This window comes from Streptomyces sp. URMC 124 (genome assembly GCF_051386455.1).
Lineage (GTDB): Bacteria > Actinomycetota > Actinomycetes > Streptomycetales > Streptomycetaceae > Streptomyces.
In genome coordinates, this window is record NZ_JBPQTS010000009.1 from 42,685 (window position 1) to 60,542 (window position 17,858).

General features: G+C 72.3%; 21 protein-coding genes. 10 read left to right on the forward strand and 11 right to left on the reverse strand.

All coding sequences use genetic code 11. From position 1 onward, the window contains the following. Positions 1-49: 49 nt before the first annotated feature. Positions 50-673, forward strand: coding sequence for a histidine phosphatase family protein (locus ACSNOG_RS03395; protein WP_436750996.1), 624 nt, complete (start codon positions 50-52; stop codon positions 671-673). A 60-nt stretch (positions 674-733) separates the two neighbouring features. Here ACSNOG_RS03395 and def read toward each other — a convergent pair whose 3' ends face one another. Further along, complete coding sequence (gene def, locus ACSNOG_RS03400; RefSeq protein WP_436750997.1) at positions 734-1,396, reverse strand: peptide deformylase; 663 nt, start codon at positions 1,394-1,396, stop codon at positions 734-736. Positions 1,397-1,469: 73 nt separating this feature from the next. On the opposite strand from def, the gene ACSNOG_RS03405 reads away from it, so the two are divergent. Further along, a complete protein-coding gene (locus ACSNOG_RS03405) occupies positions 1,470-2,054 on the forward strand; it encodes a helix-turn-helix domain-containing protein (RefSeq protein ID WP_436750998.1) in 585 nt (194 codons plus the stop codon). Between the two features lie 42 nt (positions 2,055-2,096). On the opposite strand, the gene ACSNOG_RS03410 is transcribed toward ACSNOG_RS03405, so the two are convergent. The 4 genes from ACSNOG_RS03410 to ACSNOG_RS03425 are packed head-to-tail and all read right to left on the reverse strand — an operon-like array spanning position 2,097 to position 6,995. Continuing rightward, positions 2,097-3,149: a 2-hydroxyacid dehydrogenase gene (locus ACSNOG_RS03410; protein ID WP_436750999.1), complete on the reverse strand. Its 1,053-nt coding sequence runs from the start codon at positions 3,147-3,149 to the stop codon at positions 2,097-2,099. A gap of 48 nt (positions 3,150-3,197) precedes the next feature. Beyond that, positions 3,198-3,845 (reverse strand): histidine phosphatase family protein, encoded by a 648-nt coding sequence (locus ACSNOG_RS03415; RefSeq protein WP_436751000.1) that lies wholly within the window; start codon positions 3,843-3,845, stop codon positions 3,198-3,200. After that, positions 3,842-5,380 (reverse strand): FGGY-family carbohydrate kinase, encoded by a 1,539-nt coding sequence (locus ACSNOG_RS03420; RefSeq protein ID WP_436751001.1) that lies wholly within the window; start codon positions 5,378-5,380, stop codon positions 3,842-3,844. Before ACSNOG_RS03420 ends, ACSNOG_RS03415 begins: the two co-directional genes overlap by 4 nt. Continuing rightward, entirely contained in the window at positions 5,373-6,995 is a 1,623-nt protein-coding gene (locus tag ACSNOG_RS03425) for an FGGY family carbohydrate kinase (protein WP_436751002.1), read from the reverse strand. The genes ACSNOG_RS03420 and ACSNOG_RS03425 overlap by 8 nt, the downstream gene beginning before the upstream one ends. A 243-nt stretch (positions 6,996-7,238) precedes the next feature. Between ACSNOG_RS03425 and ACSNOG_RS03430 the strand changes: the two genes are divergently transcribed. From ACSNOG_RS03430 to ACSNOG_RS03440, 3 genes are all read left to right on the forward strand, one after another. Continuing rightward, entirely contained in the window at positions 7,239-8,051 is an 813-nt protein-coding gene (locus tag ACSNOG_RS03430) for a DeoR/GlpR family DNA-binding transcription regulator (RefSeq protein WP_436751003.1), read from the forward strand. Between the two features lie 394 nt (positions 8,052-8,445). Then, positions 8,446-9,783 carry an MFS transporter gene (locus ACSNOG_RS03435; RefSeq protein ID WP_436751004.1) on the forward strand — a complete coding sequence of 446 codons (1,338 nt, stop codon included), beginning with the start codon at positions 8,446-8,448 and terminating at the stop codon, positions 9,781-9,783. Positions 9,784-9,884: 101 nt separating this feature from the next. Further along, on the forward strand, positions 9,885-10,421 hold the full coding sequence (locus ACSNOG_RS03440; protein ID WP_436751005.1) for a GNAT family N-acetyltransferase: 537 nt from the start codon (positions 9,885-9,887) through the stop codon (positions 10,419-10,421). A gap of 9 nt (positions 10,422-10,430) precedes the next feature. Here ACSNOG_RS03440 and ACSNOG_RS03445 read toward each other — a convergent pair whose 3' ends face one another. The 3 genes from ACSNOG_RS03445 to ACSNOG_RS03455 are packed head-to-tail and all read right to left on the reverse strand — an operon-like array spanning position 10,431 to position 12,042. Further along, positions 10,431-10,898, reverse strand: coding sequence for a cytochrome P450 (locus ACSNOG_RS03445; protein ID WP_436751006.1), 468 nt, complete (start codon positions 10,896-10,898; stop codon positions 10,431-10,433). Continuing rightward, positions 10,883-11,620: an ABC transporter ATP-binding protein gene (locus ACSNOG_RS03450; RefSeq protein ID WP_436751007.1), complete on the reverse strand. Its 738-nt coding sequence runs from the start codon at positions 11,618-11,620 to the stop codon at positions 10,883-10,885. The genes ACSNOG_RS03445 and ACSNOG_RS03450 overlap by 16 nt, the downstream gene beginning before the upstream one ends. Before the next feature lie 59 nt (positions 11,621-11,679). Further along, positions 11,680-12,042, reverse strand: coding sequence for an EXLDI protein (locus ACSNOG_RS03455; protein WP_436751008.1), 363 nt, complete (start codon positions 12,040-12,042; stop codon positions 11,680-11,682). Between ACSNOG_RS03455 and ACSNOG_RS03460 the strand changes: the two genes are divergently transcribed. The 3 genes from ACSNOG_RS03460 to ACSNOG_RS03470 all read left to right on the forward strand — a co-directional run bounded on the left by ACSNOG_RS03460 (position 11,968) and on the right by ACSNOG_RS03470 (position 13,816). Then, positions 11,968-12,219: a hypothetical protein gene (locus ACSNOG_RS03460; RefSeq protein WP_436751031.1), complete on the forward strand. Its 252-nt coding sequence runs from the start codon at positions 11,968-11,970 to the stop codon at positions 12,217-12,219. The genes ACSNOG_RS03455 and ACSNOG_RS03460 overlap by 75 nt on opposite strands. A 121-nt stretch (positions 12,220-12,340) precedes the next feature. Next, a complete protein-coding gene (locus ACSNOG_RS03465; protein WP_436751009.1) occupies positions 12,341-12,793 on the forward strand; it encodes a methyltransferase in 453 nt (150 codons plus the stop codon). A gap of 93 nt (positions 12,794-12,886) precedes the next feature. Next, a complete protein-coding gene (locus ACSNOG_RS03470; protein WP_436751010.1) occupies positions 12,887-13,816 on the forward strand; it encodes a lysozyme in 930 nt (309 codons plus the stop codon). Positions 13,817-13,879: 63 nt separating this feature from the next. Here ACSNOG_RS03470 and ACSNOG_RS03475 read toward each other — a convergent pair whose 3' ends face one another. Beyond that, complete coding sequence (locus ACSNOG_RS03475; RefSeq protein WP_436751011.1) at positions 13,880-15,070, reverse strand: FAD-dependent oxidoreductase; 1,191 nt, start codon at positions 15,068-15,070, stop codon at positions 13,880-13,882. A gap of 192 nt (positions 15,071-15,262) precedes the next feature. Here ACSNOG_RS03475 and ACSNOG_RS03480 point away from each other — a divergent pair, with 192 nt between their 5' ends. Together ACSNOG_RS03480 and ACSNOG_RS03485 are read left to right on the forward strand one after the other, a co-directional pair. Further along, positions 15,263-15,868: a TetR/AcrR family transcriptional regulator gene (locus ACSNOG_RS03480; protein WP_436751012.1), complete on the forward strand. Its 606-nt coding sequence runs from the start codon at positions 15,263-15,265 to the stop codon at positions 15,866-15,868. A gap of 19 nt (positions 15,869-15,887) precedes the next feature. Continuing rightward, positions 15,888-16,517 carry a hypothetical protein gene (locus ACSNOG_RS03485; protein WP_436751013.1) on the forward strand — a complete coding sequence of 210 codons (630 nt, stop codon included), beginning with the start codon at positions 15,888-15,890 and terminating at the stop codon, positions 16,515-16,517. A 57-nt stretch (positions 16,518-16,574) separates the two neighbouring features. Here the strand turns inward: ACSNOG_RS03485 and ACSNOG_RS03490 are convergent, their stop codons facing one another. Both ACSNOG_RS03490 and ACSNOG_RS03495 read right to left on the reverse strand, forming a co-directional pair. Next, on the reverse strand, positions 16,575-17,216 hold the full coding sequence (locus ACSNOG_RS03490; protein WP_436751014.1) for a hypothetical protein: 642 nt from the start codon (positions 17,214-17,216) through the stop codon (positions 16,575-16,577). 64 nt (positions 17,217-17,280) lie between these two features. After that, positions 17,281-17,823, reverse strand: coding sequence for a flavin reductase family protein (locus tag ACSNOG_RS03495; RefSeq protein ID WP_436751030.1), 543 nt, complete (start codon positions 17,821-17,823; stop codon positions 17,281-17,283). Between the last annotated feature and the right edge of the window lie 35 nt (positions 17,824-17,858).

The following is a 17,858-nucleotide window of genomic DNA, read 5'->3' on the forward strand; positions in this document are numbered from 1 at the left end:
GTCTGTTCGATCACTACGCGAGATCAGCACGTTGGCAGGGGCGACGAACATGACGGGGACGACCACTCGCTATCTCTACCTCACCCGGCACGGCGAGGCCACGCCGGACGAGAGCGGTCTGACGGAGAACGGCCGTCGGCAAGCCGTTCTTCTCGGCGAACGACTTCGGGGTGTCCCGCTGTCGGCTGTTCACCACGGCCCGTTGGCCCGGGCCGAGCAGACGGCTCGCCTCATCGGCGAACAGCTCGGGGACGTCCCCCTTCGTCGCTCCGAGGCGGCCGGAGACTATGTGCCCTACGTGCCGCGGAGGGAGGAACTGCCACCGGAAGCGGCAGACGCCGTGCTCGGTTTCCTCACGCAGTTTCCCACCGAGGAGCAGGTGGACGGTCAGGCACTGGCCCGTGAGGCTCTGGCGCGATTCACCGGCCCGGTGCAGGGCGACGAACCGGTGCATGAACTGGTCGTCACGCACAACTTCCTCATCGGCTGGTTCGTCCGGGCCTCCCAGGACGCCCCACGATGGCGCTGGATGGGCCTGAACCACTGCAACGCGGCCCTGACCGTCATCCGTTACCCGCCCGGCCGCCCCTCCTCGATGCTCTGCTACAACGACATGAGGCACCTCCCCGACGCCCTGCGCTGGACCGGCTTCCCGCCCGAGTTCTGCGTCTGACAGCCGATGCGCTCGGCGGCGACGAGAAGGCGACAGCAGAGGCGGTGACGTACAGGTCCTTCACCGGCTCATGTCGGCGGCCTTGCTCGCGCGGCGGGCGAAGACGGCCTCGCGGCGGTCTTCCATCTGACGGAGCGCGTCTTTGCGGTCGCGTCGGGAGAGCCGGTCGAGGTAGGTGTGACCGGAGAGATGGTCGGTCTCGTGCTGCAGGCAGCGGGCGAAGTAGCCCGTACCTTCGATGACGAGCGGGTTGCCGTCCTTGTCGGAACCGCGAACGACAGCGTGATCGGTACGGGAGACCACCATGGTGGCGCCGGGCACGGACAGGCAGCCTTCCGAGTCGTCGACGAGCCGGCGGCTGCCCGGGCCGGGCGTGTCCAGGACCGGGTTGACGATGTGGCCGACGTGCCGGATCCCGTTGTCGTCCGGGCAGTCGTACACGAACAGCCGCAGGTCCACGCCGACCTGATTGGCAGCCAGGCCGGCACCGTCGGCGACGTGCATCGTCAGGAACATGTCGTCGATCAGTGCCGACAACTCGGGGGAGCCGAACTCGGTCACTTCCCGGCACGGGCGGGCCAGGACCTCCTCACCCACGACCGTGATCCGGCGCACCGCACCACGTTCCACCTCCGGTGGCAGGACCGGATAGGAGTCGACGGGGCGGCCTTGCAGACGGACTCGCCGGTCGGCGGTACGGGTCCCTTCGTCACGGACAGGCATGACTCGGTTCTCTCCTCTTCGGTGCACTTCGCACTGCTTGCCAAGTGCTTTGCAAAGTAGCAGACTTTGCAAAGTGACTGAAGATGACCTCGACGCCGTGCCCGACCGGACCCGCGACCCCGACCCCGGCAACGGACTGCCCGCACATGAGGTCCGCACGGCCCTGCTGGGCCTGCTCGCCGAAGTCGGCACCCTCACGGCGACCGAAGCGGCCGCCCGGCTGGGCTACAGCTCCGGGCTCTGCTCGTTCCACCTGCGGCAGCTCGCACGCCACGGGCACATCGAAGAAGCCCCTCACCGCGGTGGCCGCGCCCGCCCCTGGCGTCTGAGGGAGCACACCCCCACCGCCGACGGGACCGTGGGGGAGGAGTTCGGTGCCCTGGCCCGGGGGCTGGAGGACGAGAGCTGGCGGCAATGGCTCGCCCAGCGCGACCGGGCACCGGCCGAATGGCGCCACGACGAAGCCTTCAGCGCCGTCGCCTATCTGACACCCGAGGAGATGAGCCGGGTCGCCGACGCCGTCCGGCGAGCGCTCGCTCCCTACCAGGACCGCGAACAGCGCCCCCTCGCCCGCCCGGACGGCGCCCGCCCGGTCGCCCTCATTACCCGGCTGTTCCCGTTGCTGCCCCACGCGACGGACGAGGCCGATCAGGCCTGAACGACTCCGTCAGGCCACCGTGCCATCAGGCCGCAAATGCCATCAGGCCACCAGCACCTCCGGATTGGCGCAGTGGGCCAGGGGCTCGCCGTCGAGGAAGCGGCGGACTTCCGAGGCGACGATCCGGGCCGCCTTGTGGGCGACCTGCCGGCTGCCGCCCGCGATGTGCGGGGTGAGGACCACGCCCGGGGCCGACAGCAGGCGTGCGGCGGTCGGCACCGGTTCGGTGGGGAAGACGTCGAACCCGGCGCCGGCCAGGTGCCCGGACTCCAGGGCGTCGCAGACGGCGTCGTAGTCGACGAGGGCGCCGCGCGCGCAGTTGACGAGGACCGAGCCGCGCGGCATGGCCGCGATCTGCGCGCGGCCGATCATGCCCCGGGTCTCGTCCGTGACGCGCGCGTGCAGGGAGACGATGCGGGAGCGGCGCAGCAGCTCCTCCAGGGTGACCTGCTCGGCCAGGCCGGCGAGCGCCTCCGCCGGCACGTACGGGTCGTGCACCAGGACGTGCGCGCCCATGGCGACCAGCACGCGGGCCACCCGCGAGCCGATGGCACCGTAGCCGACGAGGCCGACGACGCAGCCCTCGATCTCGATGCCGCAGGCGTCGTAATCGTAGTAGTCACCGCGCCACGTGCCCTGCTTGAGGTCGGTGTGGACGTCACCGATGCCCCGCGCGGAGGCCAGCAGCAGGGCCAGGGTGTGCTCGGCGGTGGCGGTGGCGTTGCGGCCGGGCGCGTAGCTGACGGCGACGCCGTGACGGGTGGCGGCGGCCAGGTTGGCGTTGACCGGGCCGCCCCGGCTTATGCAGAAGAGTTCCAGGTCGGGGCAGGCCTGCAGGACCCGTTCGGTCAGCGGCGCCATCTGGGTGACGCACACGCGTGCGCCGTGCAGTGCCTCGATCAGTTCGTCCTCCGTGCCCGACGCTTCGTCAACCTCGGCGACCGGCCCGAACGGAGTGTGCGGCCAGGGCAGGGTCAGTTCGCGTATGTCGAGGGAGGCCGCCGGCGCGGCGGCGCGGAGTTCCCCGGTCAGCAGGCGGGGGAGGACGAAGTGGTCGCCTGCGGCAAGGACGGTGGTGGTCACGGTGGTGGTCACGGTGGTGCTCCAGAAGGGGGCGGGAGAGGACAGGAGGAAGCGGGACGGTCAGACGTGGCTGGTGTCGGCGGCGGTGACCGGCACGTTGAGGCGCAGCAGGGACGCCCGTCCCTCGCGCAGCCGCAGCTCCGTCAGGGATCCGTTCTCCAGGGCCGGGAAGACGACGCGGTAGCGCGAGAGGGGAATGCCGAGCAGCTCGCACAGGGCGAGGCGCAGCAGGGTCGAGTGCGCCACTACGAGGACGCGGCCGCCGGGGAGGTCGCGCGCGGTCTCCGTCAGGCAGGCGACGGCCCGGGCGGCGGCCGCCGCGGGGTCTTCGCCGCCGGGCAGGTGATGGGCCACCGGGTCGTCGAGGAAGGCGGCCAGTTCGCCGGGGAACGCCTCGGCCATCTCCCCGCGCGTCAGCCCCTCGCCCCGCCCGAAGTCCACCTCGGTCAGCCGCTCGTCGACCCGCAGGGGCAGACCCAGCGCGGCCGCCGCGGGCCGCGCGGTGAGCCGGGCCCTCGACAGCGGCGAGCACATCACGGCGTCGAACTCCTGCCCGGCGCCCAGCTCCTGCCCGGCGGCCGCCCAGGATGCGAGCGCCTCGCCCTGCCGGAGGCCGCGCTCGGTGAGGGACACGTCGCTGCGGCCCGCGTAGCGGTTCTCGGCGTGCCACTCGGTCTCGCCGTGGCGGACGAGGAGGAAGTCGGTCACTGTTCGGCCTTTCTGCGGGCGTGCGCCGCCACGGCCGGGTCGAGCCAGCCGCGTCGGGTCAGTTCGTCGACGAAGTCGAGGTAGCGGGGAAGCAGGCGGGCGGTGCGCGCCGGGTCGGGGCGCACCTCCGCGCGCACCCGGACCATGGCGGCCGCCGCCTCCTCCAGCGTGGCGCCCGAGGCGGTCGCGGCGAGCACCGCCATGCCGGTGGCGCTCCCGGACCGCTCGGGCAGCCGGACCGTACGGCCCAGGGCATCGGCCCGCAGCCGGGACCAGTAGGCGTTGCGGGCCCCGCCGCCCGTGAAGGTGACCGGTCCCCGGACGGGCGCGCCGAGGTGGTCCACGTAATCGAAGCAGAGCCGCTCGACGTAGGCCACGCCGAGCAGGCAGGCGAGGAAGTGCTCGGCCTCGCCCGCGAGCTCGCCCAGGACGAAGGGGCTCGCTGCGGGGGCGCGGAAGGGGAAGCGTTCCCCGCCCGCACCGGTCAGCGGATAGGCCACGGCAGGCGAACCAAAGGCGGACGCGGCGGCCTGCCGGGTGAGGGCGTCGAGGTCGGCCCCGGGGAAATGCCGGGTGATCACCCCGGCACCGCTGCCGGACGCGCCGCCGGGCAGCCACGTACCGCCGGGTCCCCGGTGGCAGTAGACGACGCCTGCCGGGTCCCGCACCAGATGGGGGCTCACGCCCTTGAGGACGAGGGTGGTTCCCAGGACGGAGTTCCAGGCGCCCGGTGCGAGCGCCCCCGCCCCGATCTGCGCGGCGCAGCCGTCCGTCATCCCTGCGACGACCTGGGTGCCGACGGGGATGCCGGTGACGCGCGCCGCGTCGTCGCACACGGTGCCGAGGACGGTTCCGGGGCGTACGACGTCGGGCAGCAGCCGTTCCGGGACGCCGAGCGCGGCCAGTTCCGCCTCCGGCCAGCGTTCCTCGACGAGGTCGTAACCGGTCTTCAGGGCGTGACTGGCGTCGGTGGCCGTCTGCCGTCCGGTGAGCCGCCAGGTGATCAGGTCGGCCTGGTGCAGCAGCCTCGTTCCGGCGGGCAGTTGCCCTTGCCTCCCCCGCTGCCGTTGCTGCCCCTGGTTCAGCAGCCACAGCAGCTTCGGCAGTGCCCAGGACGGCTGCATGGAGCGGTAGCCCGACGCTTCCCACACCGCGGCGCCGGTGGTGTTGACGCGGTCGGTGTACGCGTGGGCCCGCCCGTCGTCGTACATCAGGCCGGGAGTGAGCGGCGTGCCCCGGCCGTCGGCCAGCAGGATCGTGCCAGAGGTGGCGTCGACCGCCAGACCGCGCACCCGCTCGGGGGCGATGCCGGCGAGGGCCTCGCGGCAGGCGGCGGCGAGGGCCGTCCACCACTGCTCGGGGTCCTGCTCGTGGCGTACGCCCTCGCGCCGGCCGGTCAGCGGCCGGGAGGCGGCACCGACGGTCCGTCCGGCGCCGTCCACGGCGACCGCCCGGACGCTCTGGGTGCCGAGGTCGAGACCGAGGTGGACGGCGTCGGGGTCGAGGGTGTGAGCGGAGCGCTGGGATTCAGCCATGAGCGGCCTTCGCTACGGGTGCGGGTGCGGGTGCGGGTGCGGGTGCGGGTGCGGGCACGGGTACGGGTGCCGGCGCCGGCTCGTGTGCGGGTGCGGGCGCGGCGGACGACCAGCCGAGGGAGCGGGCGGCGTCGCGCCAGATCAGGAAGGAGGCGTAGAGCTCGTCGTAGAAGGCGCTGCGCTGCGGGTCGGGCTCCCAGCCGGCGCGCATCCGTACGTACTTGGCGGCCGCGTCGCGCATGCTGCTCTCCGCCCCGGTGAGCACCAGGCCGGTCAGGAACGCGCCCTTGGCACCGAGCTCGGTGTCGGTGCTGCGGGCCGTGGGCACCCCGGTGACGTCGGCGATCAGCCGGCACCAGTCGTCGCTGGCCGATCCGCCGCCGCACAGGCGCAGTTCGCGGACCTCGGTGCGGGAGGCGTGCAGGCAGTCGCGCACCACGAGGGACAGGCCCTCGAAGACGGCGCGGGCCAGATGGGCGGGCGTGTGTTCCAGCGACAGGCCCCAGAACGTGCCGCGGGCGCGCGGGTCGAGGAAGGGGGCGCGTTCCCCGGCGGGGGAGAGGTACGGCAGGAAGGCCAGCCCCGCGGCGCCCGGTCCGGCACCTGCTCCGGAGCCCCGCCCGGCACCCGACCCGGTGCCGAACGCCAGCTCCCCCAGCGCGGCGGGCCCCCCGACGCCGAGGGTCCGCGCCGCCCAGTCCAGGACCTCCGTACCCGACAGCGTGGGGAAGGCGCGCAGGAGGCGCTCGCGGGCCCCGTAGGCGATGTTGATCCCGCAGGGCTCGCCCGCGGTGTCGACGCGCGAGGTGACGATTTCGGTGCACAAGGTGGTGCCGAGGATGCCGCAGGCCTGGCCGGGGTCGACCACGCCGGCGCCACGGGCGGTCGCGGCGATGTCGTAGGGGGCCATGACCACGGGCAGCCCGGCGGGCAGGCCCAGTTCGCCGGCCGTGCGCGCGGTGATCTCGGCGATGCGCTCGTGCTCGCCCAGGACGCGCGGCAGGAGGCGGCGCGCCCAGGTCAAGCCGAACAGCTCCAGGATCCGCGGGTCGTAGTCGCCGGTGGCGTGGTCGAGGAAGGGCGCGGAGGCGTCGGACTCGTCGATCGCGGTGACGCCGGTGAGCTTCAGGAACAGCCAGCCGGCCGCCGTCAGCGCCGTCGCGGAGCGCTCCAGCCGCTCCGGGTCGTGCTCCGCCAGCCAGCTGATCACCGCGTTGGGCATGCCGCCGCACGTGAGGGAGCCGTTGCGGCGGTAGGCCTCCTCCAGGACGCCCTCGGACTCCCAGCGCCGCAGCAGCCCGCCCGCGCGGCCGTCGGACCACAGGACCGCCGGCCCGGTGGGGCGGCCGCGGTCGTCGACCAGCCAGCAGCCGTCCCCCTGCGCCGTGAGGCTCACGAGCCACACGGGGCCGGCGTCCGGGCCGAGCCCGGACAGGGCGCTGCGCACGGTGAAGACGACGCCGTTCCACACCGCGTCCATGTCCTGCTCCGCCCGGCCGGGGTGGGGCCGCAGTACTTCGGTGGCGATGCGCGAGACCGCGATCTCCTGCCCCTGGTCGTCGAAGACGACCGACTTGATCACCGACGTGCCGACGTCGATGGTGAGAACCGACATGACTTCGGGTACCTGCCTCTTCGCAGTGGCCGCGCCTCCAGGGACGGCGGCCGGTTCGCCGACGTAGCGAAACCCGCCGCCGGGGAGGGCGTCAATCGGCCACGGTTCATTTCCCGCGCCGCAGGGCGCGTGCGATGTGAGGTCGTCCCGGGACCGGTACGGGCGGGGCCGGACGGCCCGGGCACACCGTGTTAGGTTCATGTGAGATTCACATGACGCGTCGGACCGGGGAGGAGGAGCGGCATGAGCGGCGGTGGCACGGGCGGCCCGGGCGGTGTGACGCGCGGGGACGGTCAGGAGGAGCGCCGCCGGCAGCTGCGCGACCTGGTCGCGGCCAGGGGATTCGTCCGGACGTCCGCCCTGGCCGAGGAGTTCGGCGTCAGCGTGATGACCGTGCACCGCGACCTCGACGCGCTGCAGGCCCAGGGGTGGCTGCGCAAGGTGCGCGGCGGGGCGAGCTGTCAGCCGTCGACGCAGTTCCACGGCAGCGTCGGCGAGCGCATGACGACGATGACGCGGACCAAGCAGCGGTTGGCGCGCGCGGCGGCCGAGCTGCTGGCACCGGGCCGGGTCGTGATGATCGACGACTCCACGACGTGCCTGGGCCTGACCGCGCAGATGGCCGGCCGCACACCGCTGACCGTCATCACCAACGCCCTGCCCGTCGTCTCCGCGCTGAGCCGGGAACCGGGCATCTCGCTGATCGCGCTCGGCGGCACGTACTTCCCGGCCTATGACGCCTTCATGGGCCTGCACGCCGCGCAGAGCGCACAGGCGTACCGGGCCGACGTGCTGTTCATGTCGACGACTGCCGTCACCGGTGGCCGCTGCTACCACATGTCACCGGAAACGGTGCAGGTCAAGCAGGCCATGATGGCGTCCGCGAGCCGGCGCGTGCTGCTCGTAGACCACACCAAGTTCGCCAATCAGGGGCTGTACGCGCTGGCCCCCCTCACCGACTTCGACCTGGTCCTCGTGGACGACGCCGCCCCCGCCTCGGAAGTGCGGAGGCTGCGCGAGCAGGGCGTCGAGGTCCGCGTCGTCCCCGCGCGCTGACGCCACGGCCCCCGCTCCCCGGGCCCGTGTGAACTTCACGCGCACTTCACGCACCGCAGTCGGCTCACGGCCTCGGCCGTTCCCCTCCTGAGCAGGGCCGACGCCCCGCCGTCGGACCCGCATGACGCGCACCGGACAGCGATTTCACGCCACCGCCCGGAGCTGCCGCGGGGGCTTTCCCACACCGCGTTGACGCCCGCACCGCCCCGTTTCATCGTGGCGCTCCCGCCCCGCTTCGTCGTGGCGCTGCGCCGCGGTGCACCGACGCACCCCTCGCCTCCCGGTCGCCGCGCGCTCCACCCTCCCCTCTCCAACCTCTCCGCTCCATCCCTCCCCTCTCCACCCTTCCCGCTCCATCCCTCCCGTTCCGCACAGCCCCCGGAAGGTGGTTGCCGTGACTGTTGTCATGGACCCCGCATCGTCGGCCGACCGCGCCCCCCGAAGACACCGGCTGGACCGCGTCGGCCTCCCCCCGGCCCTCGCCTGGGGCTACCTCGGCGTCCTCATCTTCATGATCGGAGACGGCGTCGAGTCCGGTTATCTGTCGCCCTACCTCCTGGACGAAGGACTCACCAAGCAGCAGGTGGCCCTGCTCTTCAGCGTCTACGGCGCGACCGCCAGCATCGCCGCCTGGTGCTCCGGCGCCCTGTGCGACCTCTGGGGACCGCGCCGCGTCATGACGCTCGGCCTCGGCATCTGGGTCGCCTTCCAGACCGCCCTGCTCCTCCTCGCCCTTCCCACGACCGACTTCTCCCTCCTGCTCGTCAGCTACGGACTGCGGGGCCTGGGCTACCCCCTCTTCGCCTACGGCTTCCTCATCTGGGTCACCGCCGTCACGCCGCGGCGGCGGCTCGGTTCCGCCGTCGGCTGGTTCTGGTTCGCCTTCACCGGCGGCCTGCCCACCCTCGGCTCGCTCGTCGCCAGCTTCGCCGTTCCCCGCATCGGCGCCTACAGCACACTGTGGCTCGCCCTGGGGCTGGTCGCCGCGGGCGGCGCACTCGCCCTGCTCCTCGTCCGCGAACCCACCGGCCGCCGTCGCCTCGCCCCCGCCGGCGAACGCCCCCTGGCCACCCTCGTCGGTTCGCTCGCCATCATCTGGCGCAGGCCCCGCATCGGCGCCGGAGCAGTCGTACGGGCCATCAACACCGCGCCTCAGTTCGGCTTCCTCGTCTTCCTGCCGGTGTTCTTCACCGAGACGCTCGGTTTCACCCTCAGCGAGTGGCTGCGCCTGCTTTCCGCGATGTTCGCCACCAACATCTTCTTCAACCTCGTCTTCGGCGTGGTCGGCGACCGCATCGGCTGGCAGCGCACCGTCGCCTGGTGCGGCGGCGTCGGCTGCGCGGTGACCACCCTGCTGCTGCACTACGGCACCGTGGCGGCCGGCGACAACTTCCCCTTGGCCGTGGTGCTCGTGAGCCTCTTCGGCGCCACGCTCGCCGGCTACGTACCGCTGTCCGCCCTGATGCCGTCCCTGGCCCCCGACCACAAGGGCCAGGCGATGTCGGCCCTGAACCTCGGCGCCGGCGCCAGCACCTTCCTCGGCCCCGCCCTGGTGGGCCTCCTCCTCGGCCCCCTGGGCGTCGAGGTACTCATGTGGGTCTTCGCCGCCCTCTACCTCACCAGCGCCTTCCTGACGGCGTTCCTGCGCCTGCCGCCCCCGGAGGAGACGGACGGGGAAACGGGCACGACCGCGTGTGTGGCCCCGGGTGCGGCCGCAGTCAGGGACGCCTGAACCCAGCAGGCGATCGCCCCCAGCATTCCAGCGGTGGCGGCCGGTGGCCGAGCCGGGAAATCCGCATGCGGCCCGGCCGCCCCGCGTGATACCCCACCGCCATGGACGATCTTGAGACAGCGCGGCTCACACTCCATCCGATGAGCCCCGCCGAGGCGGAACGCCTGTTGGCGGGCGAGCCGGACGACAGCACGCGATGGGCGCCCGGATACCCCGCCGACGGGGACGTGGCCGGAGCCGAGCGCTTCCTGAGCGTCTGCGCGAGCAGCGGTGACCCCCAGCCGTTCGGCGCCTACGAAATCCGGCGGCGCGAGGACGGGCTCGCGATCGGCGGGCTGGGCTTCCACGGCCCTGCGGACCCCGACGGCAGGGTCACCATCGGCTACGGCCTGATCCCGTCGGCGCAAGGCCAGGGATACGCTTCCGAGTCGCTCCGCGCACTGCTGGAGTTCGCCCGTGCACGCGGCATCACCTGCGTGCACGGCGACACCGACCACGACAACGTCGCCTCCCAGCACGTCATGACCGCGGTCGGCATGCAACTGGTCGCAGAAGACGAACGACTGAAGTACTACGCGATCACCTGGAGCGAGCCGTCCGCGGCGACCGACCGTCCCACCCACCAATCCACCGACTGACCCGCGTTCCTAGCCGGCAGGACCCAGGACGACGGGGAGCCGGCGAAGGCCGTGGAGGGTGACCACGGCCCGCCGCCGCAAGGGTTCCCCGGTGGCGAGGCGGAGTTGCGGGTGGCGGCGGATGAGCGTGCCGACGGCCGTCTCGGCCTCCACGCGGGCGAGCGCCGCTCCCGTGCACCGGTGGCGGCCTCGCCCGAAGGCGATGTGCCCGGCCACGTCCCTGCGGTCCGGGTCGAGGCTGTCGGCGTCGGCGTACCTGGCCGGATCGCGGTTGGCCGCGGCCGGCGAGACGATCACCAGGCTGCCGGCCGGTATCCGCCGGCCGGCCAGCTCGATGTCCTCCGCCGCGAACCGCCACACTCCCATCCGCGCCGACCCGTCGAACCTCAAGAACTCCTCGACGGCGTCGGGCAGGTGCTCCGGGTGCTCGCGCAGCGAAGCCATGAGCCGGGGCCGGTCGATCAGTCCCCGCACCATGTTGCCGATGAACGCTGGTGTGCGAGGGCGGCCATGAGCTGCTCGCCGTCCCCCTCGCCGACCTCGGCGGTCACCGCGTCCCCGCTGATGCCGCGCTTGAGCTCGGCCGGGGCACCGGACGCCACGATGCGACTCTGGTGGATGATCGCCACCCGGTCGCAGAGGGCGTCGGCCTCCTCCAGGTAGTGCGTGGTGAGGAAGACGGTGGTGCCCGCCTCGCGCAGCGCCCGGATCTGCTCCCACAGTGCGGCGCGGGCCGCCGGATCCAGGCCGAGGGCCAGTGCCACGCGGCGCCGTTGTCCTCCGGAAAGGCTGCGGGGCAGACGGCCGGCGAGGTCCGCCAGACCGAGCGCGGCCAGCGTCCGCCGCGACCGCTCGTGCGCCGCCGTGCGTCCGAGCCCGTTCAGCCGCGCCTGGAGCACGAGGTTGTCCAGGACCGGCATGCCGTCGTCGGTACCGCCGGCCTGGCCCACGTATCCGATCAGGCGGCGAGCGCGCCGCGTCTCCTCGGGCACGGCGCACCCGGCGACGCGGACGCGGCCGGAATCGGGGGCGAGGAGGGTCGCGAGCATGCGCACCGTCGTGGTCTTGCCGGCCCCGTTCGGCCCCAGGAATCCGAAGATCTCCCCTTTCCGCACGTGCAGGTCGATGCCGCGCACCGCCTCCACCTTCGTGCCCCGCTGACGGAACTGCCGGCTCAGGTTCTCCGCTTCGACGGCCATGGCGTCTCCCCTCCCACTGGCGGGTCGGTGTGCAAGTCGGGCAGCGAGTCGGATCGCGCTCAGATGTCGAGCTCTTCGACGGGCTGCTGCCGCGCGTTGGCCTCGGCGACGCGGGAGAGCTCCTCCGGGAGCCCGCCCTTGAGCTCGTCGAGGGTCTCGTAGACGTCGAGGGTCATCTCGGCCGTCTCCGCCAGGTCCCAGCTGTTCCAGGAGTCGAGCTCCGGCGGGTTCTCCCAGTACGCGACCGTGTAGCGGGGATCCTGCTCGTCCGGCGCCGGGCCCTCGAAGGCCGTCGGGTTCCCGGACTCGTAACGCTTGCTGTGCACGGCGTACCTGCCCTTCCTGGTGTGGTAGACGGTGACCCACTCGCCCTGGCGATCGTCCGTCGCGCGCCGCCGGCCCTGCGCCACGCGCCGGGCCACGAACCGCTTGCGGTGGTAGACCCCGTCACCGCCGACGCGGATCTCGACCTCCTCGAAGCCCTCCAGGTGTGCCTCCTCGATCTCGACCAGGCGTCGCAGGGCCTTGGTGATCGCCGCCGAAAGGTTTCCGCCGGTCAGGCTCTGGGCGCGCTGGAACAGCGCGACGTCGTCCTTTGACGCAGAGCACGTCCAGCACGTCTCCCGCCGCGACGATGGACATCCTCAACACCCTTATGGCTTCCTCGACGCGTGCGCCGCGCAAGGCCTGGTGGTGCGCGGGAAGGACGGCCGGTACGCCGTGACCGAGCGCGGCCTGCTCCTGCGCTCCGACTCGTCGGTGGCCTCGCACGTGCTGTACGCGGCGGGTCCCGGCGTCAACCGCGCGTACGAGCAGATGGCCGAGGTCGTGCTCACCGGGCAGTCGGGCGGCGAGGTCGCGGGGCAGCACGTCTACATGGTCAAGAGCATCCTCGTCGACTGGTCGGACGAAGAGGTCACCCGCCTCCTGGGCAACCTCCATCGCGCCATGGCCCCCGGCACCCGCCTTCTCGTCGTGGACTGGTTCGCCCTAGGCGGGTCCTGCCCGGGGAAGCGGTGGAGCGGGGGGAGTGAGGGAGCAAGAGGGGGCAAGAGGGCAAGGGGGCGGTGTTCGCATCCGCTGATGCGCCAGACCGGTCCCCCCTCGTACAGGTGTACCCCCCGGGTCATCCGGCTGCCCGTCACCTCGTGCGCTGCCGGGGCCCGGATGTGAGCGTGGCAGTACAGCGTGGAGCCGATGGCCTTACCCGTGCGGCGACCGTTGAGCTCCCTGCCCCTCCTCCCACCACGGCCTCGGAGGCACCTCATGCCGGAGCACCACTCGGGCCCGGCCCGTCCGCATCCCCCCACGGCGGCGGCCACCCTCCTCTCCCTGCTGACCGTCCTCACCCTGCTCGTCACCCTCCCCGGACCCGTCGCCGCGGCCGACGGGAACAGCAGCCTGCCCACCCACCCCGAGCAGGACTGGATGGGTTCGACCGTCCGTGCCCACGAGGGCGAACGCGGCCCGGCCGCCGCCAAGGGCTCCGCCCTGCCCGACCTCTCCCCGGCTGGCCCCGCGACGGGTTCCGCCGCCGCGGCGGGTCCCCCGGCGAACGCCTCGGTGAGTGCCTCGGTCGAAGGCGTGGACGTCAGCAGCCACAACGGCAACGTCTCCTGGTCCAAGCTCTGGAACAGCGGCGTCAGATTCGCCTACGCCAAGGCGACCGAGGGCACCAGTTACACCAACCCCCACTTCGCCCAGCAGTACAACGGCCCGTACGACGCGGGCATGATCCGGGGCGCGTACCACTTCGCGCTGCCGGGCAACTCCGGCGGCGGCGCGCAGGCCGACCACTTCGTCCGCCACGGCGGCGGCTGGACGGACGACGGCTGGACGCTGCCGGGCGTGCTCGACATGGAGTACAACCCCTACGGCAGCGCCTGCTACGGGCTGAGCACGGGCCGGATGATCGACTGGATCGAGGACTTCCTCGACGCCTACCGCGACCACACCGGGCGCGACGCGGTGATCTACACCTCGACCGGGTGGTGGAAGAAGTGCACCGGCAACTACGGCGGATTCGGCAAGTACAACCCCCTGTGGGTACCGCGCTACGGCTCCTCTTCCGGTGAGCTCCCGAACGGCTGGGGCTTCTACACCTTCTGGCAGCACACGGACAGCGGACCCACCGTCGGTGACCACGACCGCTTCAACGGCCCCTACAGCCGGCTGGAGGCGCTCGCCTACGGCTGAACCGGACTACGGGCGAGGACGACGAGGCATCCGGTTCCCGCCGGCCGTCGGGGGCGGCCGGGCTCAGCTGCTGTGAGCCGGGCCCGGGGCGGGGAGCGTGCTGTCAGGCCAGAGGGAGTCCGGGAAGAGGGCTTCGTCGGAGCCGGGGCCGGAGCCGGGCTCGGGCATGAGGGTGGCGAGCATGTGCTGGGCGGTCTTCGCGTTGTCGATGGCGCGGGGCAGCATGACGCTCTCGTAGGCGTCGAGGGCCTCGTCGACGCCGGCGTGGCCGATGACGGCTTGGGCGAGTTCCGCGCCGTCGAGCAGGGCGAGGTTGGCGCCGACCCCGACGGGCGGCATCAGGTGGGCGGCGTCGCCGAGCAGGGTGATGCCGGGAACGCGCTGCCAGGAGTGGGGGACCGGCAGGACGAACATGGGCCGGTTGACGAAACCGCCCTCGCTGTCGCGCAGGATGGCCAGCAGGCTCTCGTCCCAGCCCTGGTACCGGGTGAGGAGACGGGCCCGTACCGCCTCGGTGTCCTCGAGGTCGATCCCGGCGTGCCAGTCCTGGGGGCCGCGGAAGGTGACGTAGACGCGCACGTGTCCATCGCTGTTGCGCTGCATCACGAGGCTGCGGTGGCCCGCCTTGGCCGACATCGTGCCGGCGCCGACCAGCCGGGCGATGCCGGGGTGACGGCGGTCGACGTCATCGAAACGGGTCTCCACCATCGTGACGCCGGTGTAGGCGGGCCGGGCCTCGGAGACCGCGGGACGTACGCGTGACCAGGCGCCGTCGGCGCCGACGACCAGGTCGAAGTCTTCGGTACCGCGGTCGTGGTGGTGCAGGCGGGCGCCGCCGTGGGGGAGCGGGGTGGCGGCTTGTACGGGGTGGTCCCAGCGGACCGTGCCGGGGGCGAGGGAGTCCAGCAGGAGGGCGCGCAGCCGGCCGCGGTCGATCTCCGGCCTGCTCAGATCGCCGGCGCCGGCCCGGTCGCGCCGCACCAGGTTCGCGTGGCGGTCGTACATGCGCCACTCCTGGCCCTCGGGCCGGGACAGGGCGAGGAACCGGTCGAGCAATCCGGCCGCGCGCAGGGCGACCTGGCCGGTGCCCTCGTGGATGTCGAGACTGCCGCCCTGCGAGCGGGAGCCGGGACCGGTCTCGCGCTCGAAGACCGTGACCGGAAAGCCGTGCTGCTGCAGGACGCTCGCGCAGACGAGGCCGCCGAGGCCGGCACCGACGATCGCGATGCGAGGGGTGGAGGACGTCAGGGGCATGCTTGCTCCGTTCAACGTACGAAGAAGGTGCAGGACGTCAGCAGGTGATCCCAACTCCGTGCAGAAGTAGCCGCATTGCGTGTCGGGGCTGACACAACCACAGAAACACAGCGACTCCAAAAGTGCAACTGCTCCGACTTTTGATCTGCTCGCCTTCACGATCGGCTCGGGTCGCCGGGGTAAGGTACGGGAATGGCCGATACGACGACGGGGCGCCGCGAGCGCAAGAAGGCCCGGACCAGGCAGGCCCTGGCCGACGCCGCACTGAGGCTGTTCACCGAGCGCGGCTTCGACAACGTCGGTGTGCGCGAGGTGGCGGAGGCCGCCGACGTCTCCCTGAGCACCCTTTTCAAGCACTTCCCCAGCAAGGAAGCCCTCGTCTTCGACCTGGACACCGACATCGAGAGCGCCCTGCTCGCCGCGGTCCGTGACCGGGCCCCCGGGCAGTCCGTGCTGCACGCCCTGCGCGACCACCTCGTACGCACCCGCACCGCGGCGCGGACCGACGACCCCATGTTCGTCCTCGTGGAATCCACCCCCGCGCTGAGCGACTACGCCCGGCGCATGTGGCTGCGCCACGAGAAGGCGCTGACCGCCACCCTCGCCGACGCCACGGGCCTGGCGCCCGACGCCCCGGCCGTCACCGGCCTGGCACGCTTCGCCATGGAAGCCCCCGGCATCGCCCGCGCGAGCGACGACCCGGCCCGGACCATGCACGAGTTGTTCACCCTGCTGGAAAGCGGCTGGGCCACCACCCCCCTGGCCCAAGGGGAAGCCCACCCCGGCCAGGGCAACTGAAGAGAAGGAACCGGAACCGGTGAGGACACAGACGACCAGCCCCCCGAAGAGGGTGACGAGGCTGACCGGCCCTCAGGCATCGCGCAGGTGGCCCGTCACTCTTGCCGTCGCGATCCTCACGCCCCTGGTCCTGGCCGGGTGCGGGTGGCTCAACCAGGGCGGCTCGACCCTGCTGATGACCGGCTGCGCCGTCGTCCTCATGCTCACCCTGGTGGTGGCCGGAGCCTTCTGCGGCGCCGGGCCCGGCACGTGCGCGGCCGTCCTCGGGTTCGCGTTCGCTCTCTTCAGCGGACCCGCGCTGAACGACTACGTGCTGGAGAAGCGCGGCGAGCGCTACGAGGCCGCGATAGCCGGCATCAAGGGCTACCACCGGAAACACCATGACGGGCGCACCTGCACCGTCGTCCGGTCGGACTCCGGACGGCCCGTGACCTACAAGATCGACGACTCACAGGGCTGCGACGAGGACCTCGAGCCGTTGCAGCGCGTCACACTCGTGGTGGACCCGGACGACTGGCTCGCGACGAGGCTGAGCACCGATGTCAAAGGCCTGACGCCCGGTCACGCCTGGACCTGCGGAGGACTGCTCGCCGGCATGGAGGCCTCCATCCTCTACGGCAGACTCCGCCGCCGCCCCCGCCCGGCCTGACCCACGGACACGAGCCCACGGGCCGGGGGCGGACATGTGCCGGCCAGGAGTGGAGACTCAGACGTCCTCGTCGAACGCAGGCCGCCGGCCCGCACTGCGCCGTACGAAGCCGCGCCGGCCGGCGAGCAAGGTGATGCCAGTCCACCCGGCGACACCCACGACGAGCATGGCGAACTGCGCGTCCGGGTCGACGTCGGAGGCCTCCTCCAGCGACAGGACACCCTTCGGATCACTGATGACATCGACCCGGTCGCCTACCTTCCACTTCGGGGGCTCCCCGTCGTGATCGAGGGTCTCTTCGAGCTCCCCCGACCGGCCGGTGAGCACGAAGCGGTGGTTCTCCTGGCCCTCGATGGCCTTGTCACCGGTGACCAGGACGCTCTCACGGATCCCCCGGCCGGCGAGCGTGGACTCCGGGGCGTACTCCACCGAGCCCACGAGGACGAACACCGCCGGCAGGAAGGAGAGGACGGCGAGCCACCACGCGCAATGGAGGAAGCGCAACGCGATCGCAAAGACGAAGCACCCGAGGACACCGGTGGATATCGCGATCCAGTTCATGTCCAGGACCAGGTAGGAGATGCCCGTATTGACCGCGGCAATGACCCAACCGAGCCCCACCACGACGAACGTGAACAGCAGGTACGCCCCCCGGTCCACGGTCCCGCTCTGCGACTTCTCCATGCTCACTGCAGCCATCACCGCAGCATAAGCGGCCGCACGACCAGCACCACCAGGGGGCCGCGGCTCCTCCTCGCCCTCTCTACCGCCCGGTCCGGCCCACCGCCGTGCAGAACTCCCGCTGGTGCCACACCAGCGGCTCCCCGCCCGGCCCCCGGCGGACGTCCAGGAGTTCGCCGAGGAGCAGGTCGTGGTCGCCTGCGGGGAGGACGTCCGCCCGGCGGCACCGGAAGGCGGCGTGTGCGTCCGCGAGGACCGGGAGGCCGGAGTCCGGCCATGCGGTGAATTCGCCGGAGGCGAACCGGTCGACGCCCTTGCGGGAGAAGGCCCGGGCGACGTCGGTGTGGGCGGCGCCCAGGAGGTTGACCACGAACTCGGTGCCGGTGGTCAGGACAGCGTGGCAGCCGGCCGTGCGGCCGATCCCGACGAGCAGCAGCGGCGGTTCCATGGACACGGAGGTGACCGCGCTGGCGGTGAAGCCGCGGCGGTTCCCCTCCGCGTCCACGGTGGTGATGATCGTCAGCGGCGCCGCCAGGTGCGCCATCGCCTCGCGGAACTCGTCCGCGCCGACGGACGCCCGAGGGGCCTGGGGCGCCTGGAGTGCCTGAAGGGCCTGCATGGACATGGTCACGGTGTTTCCTCCCAGCGGAGCGTGGTACG

Bases quoted from the DNA above. Each gene is read 5' to 3' on its own strand.
- ACSNOG_RS03395 (WP_436750996.1), top strand. From the start codon at position 50: ATGACGGGGACGACCACTCGCTATCTCTACCTCACCCGGCACGGCGAG.
- ACSNOG_RS03475 (WP_436751011.1), bottom strand. From the start codon at position 15,070: ATGCCCCTGACGTCCTCCACCCCTCGCATCGCGATCGTCGGTGCCGGC.
- ACSNOG_RS03490 (WP_436751014.1), bottom strand. From the start codon at position 17,216: ATGGCTGCAGTGAGCATGGAGAAGTCGCAGAGCGGGACCGTGGACCGG.
- ACSNOG_RS03450 (WP_436751007.1), bottom strand. From the start codon at position 11,620: ATGGCCGTCGAAGCGGAGAACCTGAGCCGGCAGTTCCGTCAGCGGGGC.
- ACSNOG_RS03425 (WP_436751002.1), bottom strand. From the start codon at position 6,995: ATGTCGGTTCTCACCATCGACGTCGGCACGTCGGTGATCAAGTCGGTC.
- ACSNOG_RS03440 (WP_436751005.1), top strand. From the start codon at position 9,885: ATGGACGATCTTGAGACAGCGCGGCTCACACTCCATCCGATGAGCCCC.
- ACSNOG_RS03430 (WP_436751003.1), top strand. From the start codon at position 7,239: ATGAGCGGCGGTGGCACGGGCGGCCCGGGCGGTGTGACGCGCGGGGAC.
- ACSNOG_RS03495 (WP_436751030.1), bottom strand. From the start codon at position 17,823: ATGTCCATGCAGGCCCTTCAGGCACTCCAGGCGCCCCAGGCCCCTCGG.
- ACSNOG_RS03470 (WP_436751010.1), top strand. From the start codon at position 12,887: ATGCCGGAGCACCACTCGGGCCCGGCCCGTCCGCATCCCCCCACGGCG.
- def (WP_436750997.1), bottom strand. From the start codon at position 1,396: ATGCCTGTCCGTGACGAAGGGACCCGTACCGCCGACCGGCGAGTCCGT.
- ACSNOG_RS03480 (WP_436751012.1), top strand. From the start codon at position 15,263: ATGGCCGATACGACGACGGGGCGCCGCGAGCGCAAGAAGGCCCGGACC.
- ACSNOG_RS03445 (WP_436751006.1), bottom strand. From the start codon at position 10,898: ATGGTGCGGGGACTGATCGACCGGCCCCGGCTCATGGCTTCGCTGCGC.
- ACSNOG_RS03420 (WP_436751001.1), bottom strand. From the start codon at position 5,380: ATGGCTGAATCCCAGCGCTCCGCTCACACCCTCGACCCCGACGCCGTC.